Below are 17,542 nucleotides of genomic sequence, written 5' to 3'. Positions count from 1 at the left end.
GGCTATGAAGAAATCAGAGCATAAACTGACATTTATGCAGACGCTTATTATGGTAAGCAGCACGCTGATCGGCGCCGGTGTCTTAACCCTTCCCCGATCAGCAGCTGAAACCGACAGTCCTAGCGGATGGATTATGATCCTGCTCCAAGGCGTAATATTTATTATCATCGCTCTGCTCTTTTTGCCTTCCCTTCAAAAAAACAGCGGAAAAACACTATTTAGACTCAACCGAACCGTGGCCGGTAAATGGGTAGGGACTTTATTGAATTTGCTTATCTGTCTATATTTCATTGGAATCGTTTGCTACCAAGCACGGATTTTAGGAGAGGTCGTCGGATTCTTTCTATTGAAAAATACGCCAATGTCAGTTGTCGTGTTTCTATTTCTTGCAGTTGCCATCTATCATGTAGGCGGAGGCGTTTACCCTATTGCAAAGGTATACGCTTATATTTTTCCTATCACCCTTATCATTTTTATGATGCTCCTAATGTTCAGCTTTCGCTTGTTCCAGCTTGATTTTATCCGGCCAGTATTTGAAGGGGGATATCAAAGTTTTTTCTCTTTATTTCCCAAAACGCTTTTATATTTCTCGGGATTTGAAATCATTTTTTATCTTGTCCCGTTTATGAGAGATCCGAAGCAAGCGAAAAAGGCTGTCGCTTTAGGCATCGCGACTTCCACCGTGTTCTACAGCATTACATTGTTTATTGTAATTGGCTGTATGACTGTAGCTGAGGCAAAAACAGTGACATGGCCGACCATTTCTCTTATTCACGCACTAGAGGTTCCTGGCATTTTTATTGAACGTTTTGACCTGTTCCTGCAGCTGACCTGGACAGCACAGCAGTTTGCCTGTATGCTCGGGTCCTTCAAAGGGGCCCATATCGGTTTAACAGAAATCTTTCATCTGAAAAATAAAAACAATCCATGGCTCTTGGCGGCAATGCTGGCTGCTACATATTTCATTACGATGTATCCCAAGGACCTGAATGACGTATTTTATTACGGGACACTTCTCGGATATGTTTTTTTATTTGTAATTTTAATCCCATTCTTCACCTGGTTTGTAAGCTGGGTACAGAAAAAACTTGGGAGGGGGCGGCTTGGATGAAGATCATAATAAAACTTGCGGTCATGTTTCTCATGCTGCAGATGCTCTGCGGGTGCTGGGATGTCAAAAATATAGAGAAACTATCCTTCGCCAGAGGACTGGCAATTGATGAGACAGAGGATGATCAGTATAAATTAATGTACCAAAACCTTCTGCCCCAAAGTGAAGACAGCCAAGCATCCGGTAAACCTGAATTTGTTCATGTGACATCCAACGGGAAAACCATTCTGGAAGCAGTCAGTGATGTATCTATCAAGGACCCTCCTATTTATAGCGATCATTTAAAAGTGATTCTTTTGGGAGAAAAACTGATGAAGAATCAAAGCATAGATCAAGTCCTTAACCATTTTATTCGAGATGACGAGCTGCGGCGAAGCAGCTATTTGATGGCAGCCAAAGGGAAAGCGGCTGATATCTTCACAAAAGGAAGCCCCAACCAGCAGCAGCCGATGCCCACCGAAAAACTGATTGATCTGACAACTCACAGAGGATATAACGGTAAGATTATGATGCCGCTTCGCATCGGCAGAGCCTCCGTATATTGCCAAAATGGCTACAGCTTCCTCATTCAAGCCGTGAAAAACCAAAAGGGAAAAGCAAAGTATGATGGGGCGGGCATTATTAAAAGCGGCAGCAATAAACTCGTTGGATTTCTGTCAGCAGATGAAACACAAGCGCTGACATGGGTCATGGGGACGATTCAAGGCGGCGTCATGCCAACGACAGATAAAGGACATCCGATTACGTTTGAGATCAAAAAATCAAAAACGAAAATCAAGCCGGCCATTAAAAACGGAAAGCCTGTTTTTCAGATTTCTGTCCAAACAAAGGGCATCCTGACAGAAGACCAAAATCCGAATGAAAACTCCTTTAGCAAGAGCTATTTGAACAGGCTGGAAAATATTTTCGAGGAAAAACTTGAGCGCGATGTAAAGAAGGTCATGAATAAACTGCAGCATGAGTATAAAACCGATCCGGTCTTTTTTTCCGACCATATTCGGGTTCAATACCCAGAATACTGGCATAAGGTAAAAGGACATTGGGATGACGTATTTTCTGAGGCAGATCTCACGTACGATATTTCTTTCAAAATCATTAACTTCGGCACAGTAGGAAAGTGAGCCATAGCAAAAGGGTGCGCAGGATCGCGCACCCTTTTTTATGTTTGGGCCGTCTGCTGTTTTCCAGACGAACCTCCCTGTCCGTTTTTGTCCCGTAAATCCTGCTCAATTTCTTCAAGGCTTTTTCCCTTCGTCTCTGTCACTTTAAACCGGACAAACAAGAACGCCATGATACCAATCGCGGCATAAATCAGGAATAAATAACTGATGCCGATTGCCTCCATTAAGATTGGATAGGTTAGTGAAACAATCAATGTCCCAAAGTGAAGCACCAAGGTTGATACACCTGTTCCGATTCCTCTGACATGGAGCGGGAACAATTCAGGAAGCATCACCCAGACAACCGGTCCCCAGCTGACCGCAAAGACTACGATAAACACACCTAAGCAAATGACTGTCGTCCATGAAGCAGCCGCAGTGTTATTGAAAAAGAGATTCACCAGAGCGAGAACGATCAAGCTGATCACCATGCCGGCATTCCCGAATAACAATAGGGGCTTTCTTCCGATCTTGTCGATGATTTTAATCGCTACTAATGTCATGAGAACATTAACTGTGCCGATTCCGACCGTTCCTAAAATCGAAGCGGAGTCTCCGAATCCGACGTTTGTAAAGGTCTTTGGCGCATAATAGATGATCGTGTTCGTTCCGATAAACTGCTGCAAAAACGCCAGTCCCAAGCCGGCAATCAGCGCGGGACGCACCCATGGATCGAACAGTTCCTTCAGGCCGCCTTCATCCTGTTTTTCGGCCTCTTGAATATCATGTATCTCCTCGTCAATATCGTTTGTGCCACGCAATTTTTCAAGAACCTTTTTCGCTTTGCCTTCTTCGCCATTCGTGAACAGCCAGCGCGGGCTCTCCGGCATGAACAAAATGCCAATGAGAAGCAGCAGCGACGGCACAACAGCCAATCCAAGCATCCAGCGCCACGCTTCGGCGTCGGCAAATATGTAATTGACAATGTAGGAAAGAAGGATACCGACCGTGATCATCAGCTGATTCAGCGATGACAGCGCCCCGCGCTTATGCTTCGGCGCCAGTTCAGATAAATAGAGCGGCACGATCGTCGTCGAAGTTCCGACTGCAAGTCCTAATATCATGCGAAACAGCACCATAACTCCCGTATTTGGGGCGAGTGCCACACCCAGACCGCCTATACAAAACAGCAGCGCGGCCGCCATAATTGCTTTTTTTCTCCCGAAACGGTCAGTCAGCTTGCCTGCCGTGCCTGAACCTAATATGGCCCCTACCAATAAAGAGCTGACAACAAGCCCTTCTGTAAACGCATTTAATCCTAAATCCTTTTTCATAAATAAAATAGCGCCGGAAATGACTCCGGTATCATACCCGTATAGCGCGCCTCCAAGAGCGCCGAAAAAATAAAGCCATATATTCGACTGTTTTTTCATAACAATGACTCCCTTTCTCCATCAGCTTAATGACATCGTTGCGAAGTTTATTAGAAATCTTTTAGCCTCTTTTTCTGGCCATTAAACCTTTTCGCTCTCGCAGACTACAACATTTCCAATCATTCTCTCACATTTTTTTCTTCGTCATCGAAACATTTTATTTGCTACAGCGTCCAATATAAGGTGATTCAGTGCATTAAAAATATTTATTCTCAAGAATAGGATCATATAAATATAGGAATATTTATCGAAAAATGTCTTTCAAGGAGTTGCCCCATGGCAAAATAAATGGTACTCTTCAAATATTAAAGAAACGAGAGGTTATTGATATGGAAGAACGAACACACCGCAGAAAGAAAAAGAGAAGACTTAGAAAATGGGTGAAAATCGTTGCCGGTTTGATGGCTTTTCTAGTCATTGCGGCAGGATCTGTCGGCGCCTATGCTTATGTCAAGCTGAGCAATGCGTCAAAACAAGCTCATATCGATTTGAATGAAAATGGTCAGTCCGTTAAACGTATTAAAGAATTTGATCCAAAAAAAGATTCTTTTACTGTACTGCTTCTCGGTATTGATGCCAGAGATGAAAAGGGTGAGACAGTTGATGATGCCCGGAGTGACGCTAATGTATTGGTTACGTTTAACCGAAAAAACAAAACAGCTACAATGTTGAGCATCCCTCGGGACTCCTATGTAAATATTCCAGGCTATGGCTATGATAAATTTACTCATGCCCATGCATACGGCGGCGTAAAACTCACGGCCAAAACAGTTGAAGATCTGTTGGATATTCCAGTAGATTATGTAGTAGAAAGTAACTTTGATGCCTTTAAAGATGTTGTTGATGAGTTAAATGGTGTGAGTGTAGACGTGAAAAGTGAAAAAGTTGCGAAGCAAATCAAAAAAGATACCAAAGGAAAAGTTATCTTAAAAACTGGTGTTCAAACTCTTGATGGTGAAGAGGCACTTGCATATGTTAGAACGAGAAAAGCTGATACAGACTTTCAACGTGGTCAAAGACAAATGGAAGTCTTAAATGCCATTATGACAAAATCAAAGTCCTTAAGCTCTATTCCAGCTTATGATGATATTGTTGATAGTTTAGGGAAAAATTTAAAAATGAATTTATCGTTAAATGATGCCATCGGTTTATTTCCTTTTATAACATCTTTAAAATCAGTTGATTCTGAGCAGCTTACTGGATCAGACATGTACCAATATAGCTCACGTGAAGGTAAAAAACTGTATTATTTGCGACTTGATGACGAAAAACTTGAAGAAGTTAAAACTGAACTAAAAAATGCCCTAAATAACTGACTTGAATGGAATGGCCTTTGCCATTCCGATTTTTTTTACCTATTTTGTTGAAAATTTTCAAAGTAACGTTTAGCCTGATATATATGGTAAATGTTTCGCAGGAAAGCTGAACATACTACACGAAGCAGCTTCATTTTTAAGGAGGTTCCCCTACATATGAAATGTATTGCGATTGATTTAGACGGAACATTACTGAATAAGGAAAGCGTCATTTCTGCTGAAAACAGAGCGGCGATCAAGCGGGCCATTGATGCCGGCATCCTCGTCACCATTTGCACGGGAAGAGCAACGTTTGATGTAAAAGCGCTGCTGGACGACCTTGACATCCCTATCATTGCGGCAAATGGCGGAACGGTTCACGACAAAGGCTACCGCCTGATCAGCCGGACGTTAATGGATCAGGAGGCCGGTAAGGCGATCGCTGATTACTTACTGTCAAAAAACATTTACTTTGAGGTCTATACAGATGATCATCTGCTTTCTCCTTTTGACGGCGAGGATAAGCTGCATGCGGAGCTTGATATTTTAAAGAGCGCTAATCCAAGCGAAAAGACGGATGAATTATGGCAAGGGGCCATGACTCAGTTCAAGCAGTTTGGCATTAAACCGATCCCTCAAATTGAATCGGTTTTTGACGGCAGCGAAAACATTTATAAGGTTCTATGCTTCTCCTTTGATATGGACAAGCTGAAACAAGCGAAAGAAGAGCTAAAGCATCATAAAAAACTGGCGCAAACTTCTTCCGGAAAACATATTATCGAAATCCTGCCGGCCTCTTCGGGAAAAGGACGCGCGCTGACAGAGCTGGCTGGCATATACGGGATTGACACAAAGGATATCTATGCGATCGGCGATAGTCCGAACGATTTGTCGATGTTCGAGATCGCCGGACACCGCATCGCCATGGAAAATGCAATCGATGAATTAAAAGAAAAAAGCACCTTTGTCACAAAAAGCAATGATGAAAATGGTGTGGCTTACTTTATTGACCAGCTTCTTTCCGGGCAATATGCATAAACAAAAAGACTCCAGAGATTCTGGAGTCTTTTTATTATTGCAACCGTATGCTGCCAGCGTATTTATCTTTCCAATACGTGCTCGTGTTCATATTGGTAATGGTTACACCATTTGATAATGTGACATGAACAACTTGTCCGTTTCCGATATAGATCGCGGGATTTAAGCTAGTTGATTGGAAGAACACAATGTCTCCCGGTTTCAGATCCGCCTTCTGAACCTTAGTTCCGATTTTGTATTGGCTTGTTGCGTATCGAGGCAGAGAAATACCGGCTGCTTTCTGATATACATACTGGACAAAACCAGCTGTATCGAACCCAGTCTCTGGCGAAACCCCGCCTATTTTGTAAGGAACCTCTCCGACATAAAGCGTTGCTTCAGACACGATTGGATTTTCTTTCGGAATGGCCAGGTTGTTAAATCGGCGAATGCCTGTCATCTTCGACTTCCAGTAATCCTCAGACAAGTAGGAAATGGTTACTTTTTCTGACCGGCTTGCCTGAATAAATCTTCCTCCGCCTGCATAAATGCCCGCATGTGAAATGCCGGTTTTGTACGTATTGCTGAAATACACGACATCACCTGGCTTGATGTTCTGAGGCGCTACCTTCTCTCCGACTGTCCACTGCTGTTCGGCTGATCGCGGCAGATAAATGCCGAGTGCCTTTTGAAACACATATTGCACAAGCCCTGAGCAATCAAAGCCCTCTGACGGTGTGCTTCCGCCAAACACATATGGAATGCCGATATATTTTTCGGCCTCCTGAACGACTGGAACATTAGCAGTTGCCGGATCGGCTAAGATGCGTCTCGCGCCGATATAAGAGCCGCTCCAATAGCTGCTTTTTGTGTAATTGGTGATGATAACCCCTTTTGACTGTGTGCTGTGGATCATTTGGCCGTCTCCGATGTAAAAAGCGACATGTGTCGGAGAAGTCCCGCTGCTTCCCTTTTTCTTAAAAAACAAAATGTCTCCCGGCTTCAGGTCTACCGGCTTTACGGCCGTTCCGACTTTGTACTGATCTTTCACAGATCTCGGCAGATGAATCTCAGCCCTGCTGAACACGTATTGAATCAACCCCGACGGATCGAATCCCTCTTTCGGCGTTTCGCCGCCGTATTTATACTGATACCCAAGCAGTTTTTTCGCTTGGCTGATCATCAGTTCAGATGACGTATCAGCCTCCGCAATTTCCGCTTTTGTGATAATTGAACCCATAAAAACAATGATAACCGCCACAAGCAAAAACCTCTTCCAGTTTGCCAGTGTGTTCACTTTTATTATCTCCTCCTCTTTTTGCAGTTTTATCATCGGTAATTTTTTCAATATGTTAAGGGACTTTTTGATATTTTTACAAACTGAGTATGCTGGGCAAATAAAAAGAGAATGCCTCCACAGGCACTCTCTTTTTTGAATTATTTATTGGTACTTGCCGTTTCTTCCTGCTGCTGGATTTTGTGCATTTCCGTATCAATTTTCTGCTTTTCCTGATCTGTCAGATGATCATTGAATTTAAAAGCTGACATAAACATGAATACGATGGCTACTGCAACAAACGGCCAGATCGCTTTAACAAATTTCATCTTTATCACTCCGATTATTTAGATTTTAGTTTGTCGCTATGATCAACTTCAAACGTCAATTTTCCGTCTTCGGCTTTCCATTCGAAATTAGAATCTTTCGTGAGTTCGCGAATAATCGTTTTTTGTTTAAGGCTTCCTTTTTTCACCGGCGCAGGCGTCGCTTCATGGATATCAATCGGTGTCACTTCAAAGCGGCCTGTTCCGTTTTTCTTCAGGTGATACTGAACCAGTGCGCTGTCTCTCGTTCTCGTCCAGCCCTGATCAAAGACAAAGTTGCCGAGGCTGTAGAAAATCACGGTTCCGTTATACACTTCAATCGGTTCTAAAACGTGCGGGTGATGGCCAACAATAATATCAGCTCCCGCATCAGACATGGCTCTTGCAAGCTGGCGCTGGCGGTCGTTTGGATCATTGTCATACTCTTGTCCCCAGTGTGACTGCACAACGACAATGTCTGCATGTTGTTTCGCTTCTGAAATCATCGGGATAAAGATTTCAGGATCTGCGGGCAGCACGCCCGGTGTTTTCTTTTTAGCTGCGAAGCCTTTTCCAGACACATCCGTAAAGCCAAGTGTCGCAATCGTTACCCCATTGACTTTCTGGTACGAGATATTCTTTTTTGCATCGCTTAAGCTGTATCCCGCTCCAACGATATCAAGGTTTTGCTTCGCGAATTCTTCTAATGTATCTCTCATGCCCTGAGCGCCGTAATCCATTGCGTGGTTGTTTGCGCTGTTGAGGACCGTGAAGTTCATATCCTTCAAGACTTTCACTGATTCCTTATTCGTCTGGAGATGAATTTCTTTTTCTGCTTGTTTATAATTCTTTTTATAGGTCACCGGGTTTTCAAAGTTTCCGGCTACATAATCAGAGGCTTTAAAGATCGGTTCAACATACTGAAAAATACTGTCTGCCCCTTTTTGCTTCGTTACTTTTTCAACATAGCGGCCCATCATAATATCGCCGACAAATGAGGCGGAGAGAACGTCATCAGCATACGTTTTGACCTTCGGTGTTTCTGCTTTTCCCGCCCACATAAAAGCGAACATGAGGACAAAAACGATTGGAATGGCAATAAATACGTGCTTGTTGGTTTTCTTTTTTTGCTGTTTTGTCAGCTTTAGCAGCTTTTCATGAAAGCTTAGTTCTTTTTTCATCGTTTGACACACCTTACATTAAATTAAGTAGTAAACAAACATGATAGCAAAGGTCGCTCCGCTCAATAGCAGCGTGCTTCCGAACGTAATGGTTAAACCTTGTTTCTGAATGGTATTGGCAATTAAACCTGGCACGATGATGCCGATTCCTCGAAATTCTGCGATTTCAAATGGTACAATCGGGTATAGAAAATCAAACGCGATTTTCAGGACAATCCCTGTGATCAGCATGGCAGCGAATTTTCTGCGTCCGTACAAAATCATAAATTTCGATAAACCGTATTTCACAATCACATAAGTGAGCAGGCTCACTAGCAAAACAAGTAAAATAAAGACCGGCTGATTAAACACAAGTCCTAAATATCCCGGTACAACAAGCCCTGCCGGCACGATTCCTGTTTTTTCTGCAAAAATCAAACTGAGTAGTACACCTAAAATAAGTGCGATGTATAAATCTGATCCGAACATGTCTGCATTTCCTCCTAGCTTACGAGCTGCTTAACCTTGTATTCGTGGATTTTTTCAATTAAAGGCTCTGCGGCGCCATGAATATTGCCGACGCCATATATGACACGGTTGTGCATTCTTTTCTTTAACAATTCCATAATTTCTTCTGTTGACTTGTACTCTAGATCATGCAGTTTGTCTGCAGGAATTTTGCCTTCTTCATAGGCTTTTACGATCGGCTCAGTTGTTTCGCCGATTAAGATCAGTTCACTTGCTTCAATATAAGGCAATACGTCATTTGCGAATTGCTGTGTCCGATCTACACGGTCTGCGCGGCAGTTCATAATGATGATCGGATCATCGGTCGGATAACCGATTTCTTTTACACGTTTCCATATATTCAAAGTAGAAGAAGCGTCGTTTGCGGCAAACCCATTTACAAAATGCCCAGGCTCGCTCGGACTGATCAGCGGAAGTATTCTCATGGCTCCCGGATCTGGCGGCGCATTCAGCATTCCTTTAAACGCTGTTTCCTCGTCAATGCCGAGTGCTTGAGCCACACCCAGTGCCAGGGAAGCGTTATCAGGGAATACCATGTATTCAAATTTACGCAAATATTCATCTGTAATTTTTGAGTTATCAGCAATGATGACTTTTGTGTTTCGTTCTTTTGCTTTTTGTTTAAAGAACTCGGTATATTCACTATCTGTAATGACAAGATGGCCGTTATAAGGAATAGTAGCCGTAAACGCTTCCGCAATTTCATCGAGCGTCGGCCCCATGACATCCATATGATCTTCTAAAACGTTGACAATCACGCCGATATTGGCTTGCAGAAGTTCATCCTGAAAGATAATTTGATAATCCGGATTAACAGCCATACATTCACTGACAATAGCGTTAGCCCCTCTTTCTACTGTTTCTTTCATGACTTCTTTTTGTTCGCCGATATTCGGCCCCTGAGGTTTCCGTTTGATCGGTTTTTCCTCCGGAGTATCCCAATAAATCATTCTTGCGTCCGTTCCTGTCGTTTTACCGACAGTTTTGTAACCGGCTTCTATTAATATTCCGGTTGTCAGCCTTGTCACAGTGGACTTTCCTCTGATGCCGTTAATATTCACGCGAACAGGGAGGGCATCAATGTTTTTCTGATGTCGTCGTTTTTCTAATATTCCGATGACCAGTATGACAGCACAGGCTATAATGAGTAACCACATTGCTTTTCGACATCTCCTTCTATATTGTTGTAAATTCATTCATCAGTATATAGAATCACTATGAATTCTCAATCGGCATTATGTAACATAATCTTCCCTCATCCACTAAGCCAAACTTCTCTTTTGAAAGAGATTTTGTACCTACAAACTGTTTTCTAATTTTGGAAAACAGCAGGACTTACACCTTATCTCTTTTTTTAAAAAGCAAAAGGAATGCGCTTTCATTTCTTCCATTGTATCCTTCTGGACGTATAGTCACCCATTGGTGTGTGCATATAATATGCATTTCAAATCAATCTTTTTTTCAGCCTGTGATCTCAACCTTTTCCCGCTACCATGCGTGTTTCCGGGTCTTATGAACACAAAATCGTTTATCCTGTTTCTTAAGGGCAAGGGCATCATGTCATCCTTTCAGCATGGAAAAGGCAATCTGGGGCCTATTCCAAAAAGACTAATGGGCTCATATAAGAAAACGCCAATCATACCGGTCCGAATTCTCTAACATAATTAAACATTTTGTGGGCGTATAGTCTTTTCTATTTCTACTCATTTACAGGTCTAAACGCATGACTTTGAAACAATTTTAATAAAACTTAATATTCGTTCAAGAAATCTTCATCCAGAATTGTGAAGTCTTTGTCAAAAAAAGAGTGATAACCTTACATTTCACAAATATATCTATCATTTACAATAGAGGTCTTTCGATATTTTGATTGCCAACTTCGGATTACTCATGATAATCTATCTATGTAAACGGTTACATAAATAAGGAGGAGCTGTTTTGGCTACTATTAAAGATGTCGCCGGAGCGGCGGGCGTTTCTGTTGCGACGGTTTCACGCGTCCTGAATGAAAACGGCTATGTCCACGAAGAAACGAGAACGCGTGTCATAGCGGCAATGGAGAGGCTGAACTATTTTCCGAACGAAGTCGCCCGCTCTCTTTACAAAAGAGAATCCCGGCTGATAGGGCTTTTGCTCCCGGATATCACAAACCCTTTCTTCCCCCAGCTTGCCCGCGGTGCTGAGGATGAATTGAACCGGGAAGGCTATCGCCTTATTTTCGGAAACAGTGACGAGGAATTGAAAAAAGAACTTGAGTACCTTCAAACCTTTAAGCAAAATCATGTCGCGGGCATTATTGCCGCAACGAATTATCCGGACCTTGAGGAATACAGCGGCATGAATCACCCAGTCGTTTTTCTGGATCGAACACCTGAAGGCGCTCCATCTGTATCCAGTGACGGCCGTACCGGAGGAAAATTAGCGGCCGAAGCCATCATTCACGGAAAAAGCCAGCGCATTACACTCTTGAGGGGCCCCGCACACCTGCCGACCGCTCAAGACCGCTTTCACGGCGCTTTGGAAGCCTTACAGCAGGCTGACGTTGATTTTCAGATCATCGAGACGCTTTCATTTTCTTTCAAGGATGCGCAATCGATGGCGAAGGAGCTGTTTGCCGCTTATCCTGAGACAGACGGTGTGATTGCGAGTAATGATATTCAAGCCGCTGCGGTTTTACATGAAGCTTTGCGCCGCGGAAAAAACGTGCCGGAGGATATTCAACTGATCGGCTATGATGACATACCGCAAAGCGAGCTGCTGTTCCCTCCCCTATCTACAATTAAACAGCCCGCATATGATATGGGAAAAGAAGCCGCCAAACTGCTTGTGCGTATCATCAAAAAACAGCCGCTGTCAGAAACGGCCATTCAAATGCCCGTCACCTATATAAGAAGAAAGACGACAAGAAAGGAAGATCATAATGCGTAATATTTGTGTAATTGGAAGCTGTTCAATGGATTTAGTGGTTACCTCGGACATACGGCCCAAAGCCGGTGAAACAGTACTTGGCACGTCTTTTCAGACTGTTCCTGGCGGCAAAGGAGCAAATCAGGCCGTTGCTGCTGCCAGACTTGGCGCACACGTGTTTATGGTCGGCAAGGTTGGAGACGATCATTATGGAACAGCCATTTTGGATAATTTAAAAGCAAACGGTGTTCGCACCGACTATATGGAACCGGTTACATATAAAAAAAGCGGAACAGCCCATATCGTGCTTGCCGAGGGTGATAACAGCATTGTTGTCGTCAAAGGTGCGAACGATGATATCACTCCATCCTATGCGATAGACGCGCTTAACCAGATCGAAAGGGTCGATATGGTCCTGATCCAGCAGGAAATACCGGAGGAAACGGTTGATGAGGTGTGCAGGTACTGCCATTCTCACGATATTCCGATCATGCTCAACCCGGCACCGGCTCGGCCGCTGAAACAGGAAACAATTGATCACGCCACCTATCTCACGCCGAATGAACACGAGGCGTCAATCTTATTCCCAGAGCTTACCGTTTCTGAAGCCTTGGCGCTTTACCCGGCGAAGCTCTTTATTACCGAAGGGAAACAAGGCGTCCGCTATTCAGCCGGAAGCAAAGAGCGGCTTATCCCCTCCTTCCCTGTTGAGCCTGTTGATACAACTGGAGCCGGTGATACGTTCAACGCAGCTTTCGCCGTGGCTCTCGCAGAGGGAAAAGACATTGAAGCCGCATTGCGGTTTGCCAATCGTGCCGCATCCCTTTCCGTCTGTTCCTTCGGCGCTCAAGGCGGAATGCCGACAAGACAAGAAATAGAGGAGCTGTTGTCATGAAAAAACACGGTATACTGAACAGCCATCTAGCCAAGCTATTGGCCGACCTTGGCCACACGGACCAAATTGTTATCGCAGACGCGGGGCTGCCTGTTCCTGACGGCGTTTTGAAAATTGATCTCTCACTAAAGCCGGGTCTTCCGGCTTTCGAGGATACCGCGGCAGTGCTCGCGGACGAAATGGTGGTCGAAAAAGTCATTGCGGCGTCTGAAATGAAAACGGCTAATCAGGAGAATGCGAGATTTCTAGAGACCCTTTTTTCTGAACAGGAGATTGAATACCTTTCTCACGAGAAGTTTAAGCTGCTGACAAAAGAAGCAAAAGCCATCATACGAACAGGTGAATTTACACCATATGCCAACTGCATTCTGCAGGCGGGTGTGCTTTTCTAGAAAGGAGGATGGAACATGCAGATTGAAATGAAAGACATTCATAAAGCATTCGGAAAAAACCAAGTGCTGTCAGGTGTTTCCTTTCAGCTCGCGCCTGGTGAGGTTCACGCATTAATGGGAGAAAACGGCGCCGGCAAGTCCACGCTTATGAATATACTGACAGGCCTGCATAAATCGGATAAAGGGCAAATCCGCATAAACGAGAACGAAACGTACTTTTCCAATCCGAAAGAAGCGGAACAGCATGGAATCGCCTTTATCCATCAGGAATTGAATATCTGGCCGGAAATGACCGTTCTTGAGAATCTATTTATCGGGAAAGAAATATCCTCTAAGCTAGGCGTTTTACAAACAAGAAAAATGAAAGCGCTAGCAAAAGAGCAATTTGATAAACTGTCCGTCTCTCTTTCTCTTGATCAGGAAGCGGGCGATTGTTCCGTCGGACAGCAGCAAATGATCGAAATCGCAAAAGCGCTTATGACAAATGCCGAGGTCATCATTATGGATGAACCGACAGCAGCGTTGACGGAACGGGAAATCAGCACACTCTTTGAGGTCATTACAGCGTTAAAAAAGAACGGTGTATCCATCGTATATATTTCGCATCGCATGGAAGAAATTTTTGCGATTTGCGACAGAATCACCATCATGCGAGACGGAAAAACGGTAGATACAACAAACATCTCGGAAACCGATTTTGATGAAGTCGTCAAAAAAATGGTCGGACGCGAGCTGACTGAACGATATCCGAACCGGACTCTCTCTCTCGGCGATAACATATTCGAGGTAAAAAACGCCTCCGTCAAAGGACGTTTTGAAGATGTCAGCTTTTCTGTTCGTTCAGGTGAGATCGTCGGTATTTCCGGATTGATGGGAGCCGGCCGGACAGAAATCATGAGAGCGCTGTTCGGTGTTGACAGGCTGGACTCGGGTGAGATATGGATCGCAGGAAAAAAGACGGTCATTAAGAACCCGCAGGATGCGGTGAAAAAAGGGCTCGGCTTTATTACAGAGAACCGCAAAGATGAAGGGCTGCTGCTCGACACTTCGATTCGCGAGAATATTGCGCTGCCCAATCTGGCCAGTTTTTCTCCAAAAGGTCTCATTGATCACAAGCGAGAAGCCGAATTTGTCGATCTTTTAATCAAACGCCTGACTATCAAAACAGCATCACCGGAAACGCACGCACGCCATCTATCAGGAGGCAACCAGCAAAAAGTGGTGATTGCCAAATGGATTGGCATCGGCCCGAAAGTGCTCATCTTGGATGAACCGACCAGAGGTGTGGATGTTGGCGCAAAACGGGAGATTTATTCGCTGATGAATGAGCTGACTGAGCGCGGGGTCGCCATCATTATGGTGTCATCAGAGCTGCCGGAAATTCTCGGAATGAGCGATCGCATTATCGTTGTCCATGAAGGAAGAATCAGCGGAGAAATCAATGCGCAGGAAGCAACTCAAGAACGAATTATGACACTTGCCACAGGAGGGCGGTAGTATGAAAACGGAACAAAAACGGATTCACTTCGACGGAGTCATGCAAAAACTCGGCCCGTTTCTCGGTTTATTTATTCTCGTTATCATTGTATCTATTTTAAATCCCAGCTTTCTTGAACCGCTGAATATTTTGAACCTGCTTCGCCAGGTCGCCATTAACGGATTAATCGCGTTCGGCATGACCTTTGTGATTTTAACAGGCGGCATTGATCTTTCTGTCGGCGCTATTCTGGCTCTGTCCAGCGCTTTAGTTGCGGGGATGATTGTATCTGGTGTCGATCCGGTTCTCGCGATCATCCTCGGCTGTATCATTGGTGCCGTACTCGGGATGATCAACGGACTATTGATCACAAAAGGAAAAATGGCGCCCTTTATCGCTACGCTTGCGACCATGACTGTATTTCGCGGACTGACGCTTGTGTATACAGACGGAAATCCGATTACCGGACTTGGCACAAACTATGCTTTTCAGCTGTTCGGACGCGGTTACTTTTTAGGCATTCCTGTACCGGCGATTACGATGGTTCTCGCCTTTGCCATCCTTTGGGTGATTCTTCATAAAACACCGTTCGGACGCCGAACATACGCAATTGGAGGCAATGAAAAAGCTGCGCTCATCTCGGGCATTAAAGTGACGCGCGTGAAAGTGATGATCTATTCGTTAGCAGGGCTTTTATCCGCCCTTGCCGGCGCCATATTGACCTCCCGTCTGCATTCAGCACAGCCGACTGCCGGAGAATCGTACGAACTGGATGCTATCGCGGCGGTCGTCTTAGGAGGGACCAGTCTCTCGGGCGGACGCGGACGCATTATCGGCACGTTCATCGGGGTGCTGATTATCGGCACACTAAATAACGGGCTCAACCTGCTTGGCGTCTCATCGTTTTATCAGCTGGTTGTCAAAGGGATTGTCATCTTAATTGCGGTATTATTAGACCGCAAGAAGTCAGCATAGGAGGTTTTTTTCATGAAAAAGGCTATATCCGTCATTTTAACATTATCATTGTTTTTATTAACTGCCTGTTCGCTTGAGCCTCCCCAATGGGCAAAGCCGTCACACTCGGGGAACAAAAAGGAATTCACCATCGGCTTGTCCGTCTCAACGCTTAACAATCCCTTTTTTGTCTCATTAAAAAAGGGCATCGAAAAAGAAGCTGAAAAACGGGGAATGAAAGTCATCATTGTCGACGCTCAAAATGATTCATCGAAACAGACGAGTGATGTGGAAGATCTAATTCAACAAGGTGTTGATGCGTTGCTAATCAACCCGACTGATTCTTCGGCGATTTCAACGGCAGTAGAATATGCAAATTCAGTCGATGTGCCCGTCGTCGCCATTGATCGATCCGCCGAAAAAGGAAAAGTGGAAACCCTCGTTGCTTCCGATAATGTAAAAGGCGGTGAAATGGCCGCGGAATACATTGCCGACAAGCTTGGAAAAGGTGCAAAGGTGGCAGAGCTTGAGGGCGTACCCGGCGCTTCTGCCACGCGGGAACGCGGTTCGGGATTCCATCATATCGCAGATCAAAAGCTCGACATTGTCACAAAACAATCAGCTGACTTTGACCGCACCAAAGGCCTGACTGTCATGGAAAACCTGCTGCAGGGGCATCCGGAAATCCAAGCTGTTTTTGCCCACAATGATGAAATGGCGCTCGGTGCTCTCGAGGCAATTAACAGCTCGGGAAAAGACATTGCAGTAATCGGTTTTGACGGCAATAAAGATGCTCTCGCTTCCATTAAAGATGGAAAGCTCTCGGCCACTGTCGCCCAGCAGCCTGACTTGATCGGCAAACTGGCTACAGAAGCCGCAGATGATATTTTACACGGAAAAAAGGTGAAAAAAATGATATCCGCGCCTCTCAAACTTGAAACACAAAAGTGATTTCCATGGATCAGATTTTTATCTGGTCCTTTTTCATGTTTAAGAATCTATGAAAACGTGAATAGGGATAGAGATGAATGATTTCTCTTACGTGAGGAGAGGAACGACATGAAAAAAACGACAAAAGCATTATCAACTCTAGCACTTGCAGCTGGAATGACTGCGGCTTCTGCCGGGGGCGCGGCGAGCACGATCCATGCACAACAGCCAGAAACAACTGTAAGCATTGATGATTTATACAGCTATCCGATTGATTCTTATTTGGTGTCAGCAGAGGCACTAAACGTCAGATCGAAGGCTTCCGCCTCAAGCCCTAAAGCAGGCATACTGCACTTAGGCGACAGTTTAAAACTGATTTCCTTCTCAAACGCAGACTGGGCAAAGATTCATTATAAAAACGGCAAAACAGGCTTTGTCTCCACTCATTACATTGTAAAAGCAGCTACAACGGTAAAAACAAAAGCAAAAACGAATGTGTATACATCCGTTGAAGGAAAAAGCATTGCAACTCTTCCAGCAGGCACAAGCGTTTCTTTTCTAGGCTGGAGTAAGACGAAAAAAGGCGGTTTTGATTTTGATTGGGTGTTCGTTGATTATGGCGGCGCGACAGGCTATATGAAAACAAAGGACTTACACATGTCAAAATAAATTGAAAGGGATCCCGTTTCTCATGCGGAATCCCTTTTTTCTTCGCAAATCATGGATCGATTTGTCAAAACCCATAGATATTTCTCAGGAAAT

17 protein-coding genes are annotated in these 17,542 nt (G+C 44.3%); 11 read left to right on the top strand and 6 right to left on the bottom strand.

The genetic code is table 11. From position 1 onward, the window contains the following. Positions 1–4: 4 nt before the first annotated feature. Both gerBB and BV11031_RS21665 read left to right on the top strand, forming a co-directional pair. Positions 5–1,111 carry a spore germination protein GerBB gene (gerBB, locus tag BV11031_RS21670; protein WP_010328818.1) on the top strand — a complete coding sequence of 369 codons (1,107 nt, stop codon included), beginning with the start codon at positions 5–7 and terminating at the stop codon, positions 1,109–1,111. Further along, complete coding sequence (locus tag BV11031_RS21665; RefSeq protein ID WP_129551014.1) at positions 1,108–2,232, top strand: spore germination protein GerBC; 1,125 nt, start codon at positions 1,108–1,110, stop codon at positions 2,230–2,232. The genes gerBB and BV11031_RS21665 overlap by 4 nt, the downstream gene beginning before the upstream one ends. Before the next feature lie 38 nt (positions 2,233–2,270). Here BV11031_RS21665 and BV11031_RS21660 read toward each other — a convergent pair whose 3' ends face one another. Then, on the bottom strand, positions 2,271–3,644 hold the full coding sequence (locus BV11031_RS21660; protein WP_010328819.1) for a sugar porter family MFS transporter: 1,374 nt from the start codon (positions 3,642–3,644) through the stop codon (positions 2,271–2,273). Between the two features lie 329 nt (positions 3,645–3,973). On the opposite strand from BV11031_RS21660, the gene BV11031_RS21655 reads away from it, so the two are divergent. Both BV11031_RS21655 and ywtE read left to right on the top strand, forming a co-directional pair. Continuing rightward, the gene (locus BV11031_RS21655; RefSeq protein ID WP_010328820.1) at positions 3,974–4,960 is read left to right on the top strand and encodes an LCP family protein; all 987 of its coding nucleotides are present in this window, start codon (positions 3,974–3,976) and stop codon (positions 4,958–4,960) included. Between the two features lie 156 nt (positions 4,961–5,116). Then, positions 5,117–5,977, top strand: a complete 861-nt coding sequence (gene ywtE / locus BV11031_RS21650; RefSeq protein ID WP_010328821.1) for a 5-amino-6-(5-phospho-D-ribitylamino)uracil phosphatase YwtE — start codon at positions 5,117–5,119, stop codon at positions 5,975–5,977. A gap of 34 nt (positions 5,978–6,011) precedes the next feature. On the opposite strand, the gene BV11031_RS21645 is transcribed toward ywtE, so the two are convergent. The 5 genes from BV11031_RS21645 to pgsB form a co-directional block, all read right to left on the bottom strand. Next, positions 6,012–7,253: a C40 family peptidase gene (locus BV11031_RS21645; protein ID WP_010328822.1), complete on the bottom strand. Its 1,242-nt coding sequence runs from the start codon at positions 7,251–7,253 to the stop codon at positions 6,012–6,014. Between the two features lie 140 nt (positions 7,254–7,393). Further along, positions 7,394–7,561 (bottom strand): extrachromosomal elements maintenance protein EdmS, encoded by a 168-nt coding sequence (edmS, locus tag BV11031_RS21640; protein WP_010328823.1) that lies wholly within the window; start codon positions 7,559–7,561, stop codon positions 7,394–7,396. A gap of 14 nt (positions 7,562–7,575) precedes the next feature. Then, a complete protein-coding gene (pgsA, locus tag BV11031_RS21635) occupies positions 7,576–8,718 on the bottom strand; it encodes a capsular polyglutamate synthetase PgsA (RefSeq protein ID WP_010328824.1) in 1,143 nt (380 codons plus the stop codon). A gap of 18 nt (positions 8,719–8,736) precedes the next feature. Beyond that, positions 8,737–9,186 carry a poly-gamma-glutamate biosynthesis protein PgsC gene (gene pgsC, locus BV11031_RS21630; RefSeq protein WP_003227889.1) on the bottom strand — a complete coding sequence of 150 codons (450 nt, stop codon included), beginning with the start codon at positions 9,184–9,186 and terminating at the stop codon, positions 8,737–8,739. Between the two features lie 14 nt (positions 9,187–9,200). After that, complete coding sequence (pgsB, locus tag BV11031_RS21625; RefSeq protein WP_010328825.1) at positions 9,201–10,382, bottom strand: poly-gamma-glutamate synthase PgsB; 1,182 nt, start codon at positions 10,380–10,382, stop codon at positions 9,201–9,203. A gap of 781 nt (positions 10,383–11,163) precedes the next feature. Here pgsB and BV11031_RS21620 point away from each other — a divergent pair. From BV11031_RS21620 to BV11031_RS21590, 7 genes are all read left to right on the top strand, one after another. Continuing rightward, positions 11,164–12,153, top strand: coding sequence for a LacI family DNA-binding transcriptional regulator (locus tag BV11031_RS21620; protein ID WP_010328826.1), 990 nt, complete (start codon positions 11,164–11,166; stop codon positions 12,151–12,153). Further along, positions 12,146–13,027, top strand: a complete 882-nt coding sequence (gene rbsK / locus BV11031_RS21615) for a ribokinase (RefSeq protein ID WP_010328827.1) — start codon at positions 12,146–12,148, stop codon at positions 13,025–13,027. The genes BV11031_RS21620 and rbsK overlap by 8 nt, the downstream gene beginning before the upstream one ends. Beyond that, the gene (rbsD, locus tag BV11031_RS21610) at positions 13,024–13,419 is read left to right on the top strand and encodes a D-ribose pyranase (protein ID WP_010328828.1); all 396 of its coding nucleotides are present in this window, start codon (positions 13,024–13,026) and stop codon (positions 13,417–13,419) included. Before rbsK ends, rbsD begins: the two co-directional genes overlap by 4 nt. A gap of 15 nt (positions 13,420–13,434) precedes the next feature. Continuing rightward, entirely contained in the window at positions 13,435–14,916 is a 1,482-nt protein-coding gene (rbsA, locus tag BV11031_RS21605) for a ribose ABC transporter ATP-binding protein RbsA (protein WP_010328829.1), read from the top strand. Position 14,917: 1 nt separating this feature from the next. Then, the gene (gene rbsC, locus BV11031_RS21600) at positions 14,918–15,871 is read left to right on the top strand and encodes a ribose ABC transporter permease RbsC (RefSeq protein WP_010328830.1); all 954 of its coding nucleotides are present in this window, start codon (positions 14,918–14,920) and stop codon (positions 15,869–15,871) included. A 12-nt stretch (positions 15,872–15,883) separates the two neighbouring features. Then, positions 15,884–16,801, top strand: a complete 918-nt coding sequence (gene rbsB, locus BV11031_RS21595; protein WP_010328831.1) for a ribose ABC transporter substrate-binding protein RbsB — start codon at positions 15,884–15,886, stop codon at positions 16,799–16,801. Between the two features lie 108 nt (positions 16,802–16,909). After that, a complete protein-coding gene (locus tag BV11031_RS21590; protein WP_010328832.1) occupies positions 16,910–17,449 on the top strand; it encodes an SH3 domain-containing protein in 540 nt (179 codons plus the stop codon). The last annotated feature ends 93 nt before the right edge of the window (positions 17,450–17,542 follow it).

The organism is Bacillus vallismortis, from assembly GCF_004116955.1.
GTDB lineage: Bacteria > Bacillota > Bacilli > Bacillales > Bacillaceae > Bacillus > Bacillus vallismortis.
The sequence above is the reverse complement of the archived record's forward strand: the minus strand, read 5'-3'. Positions and strand labels throughout refer to the sequence as shown.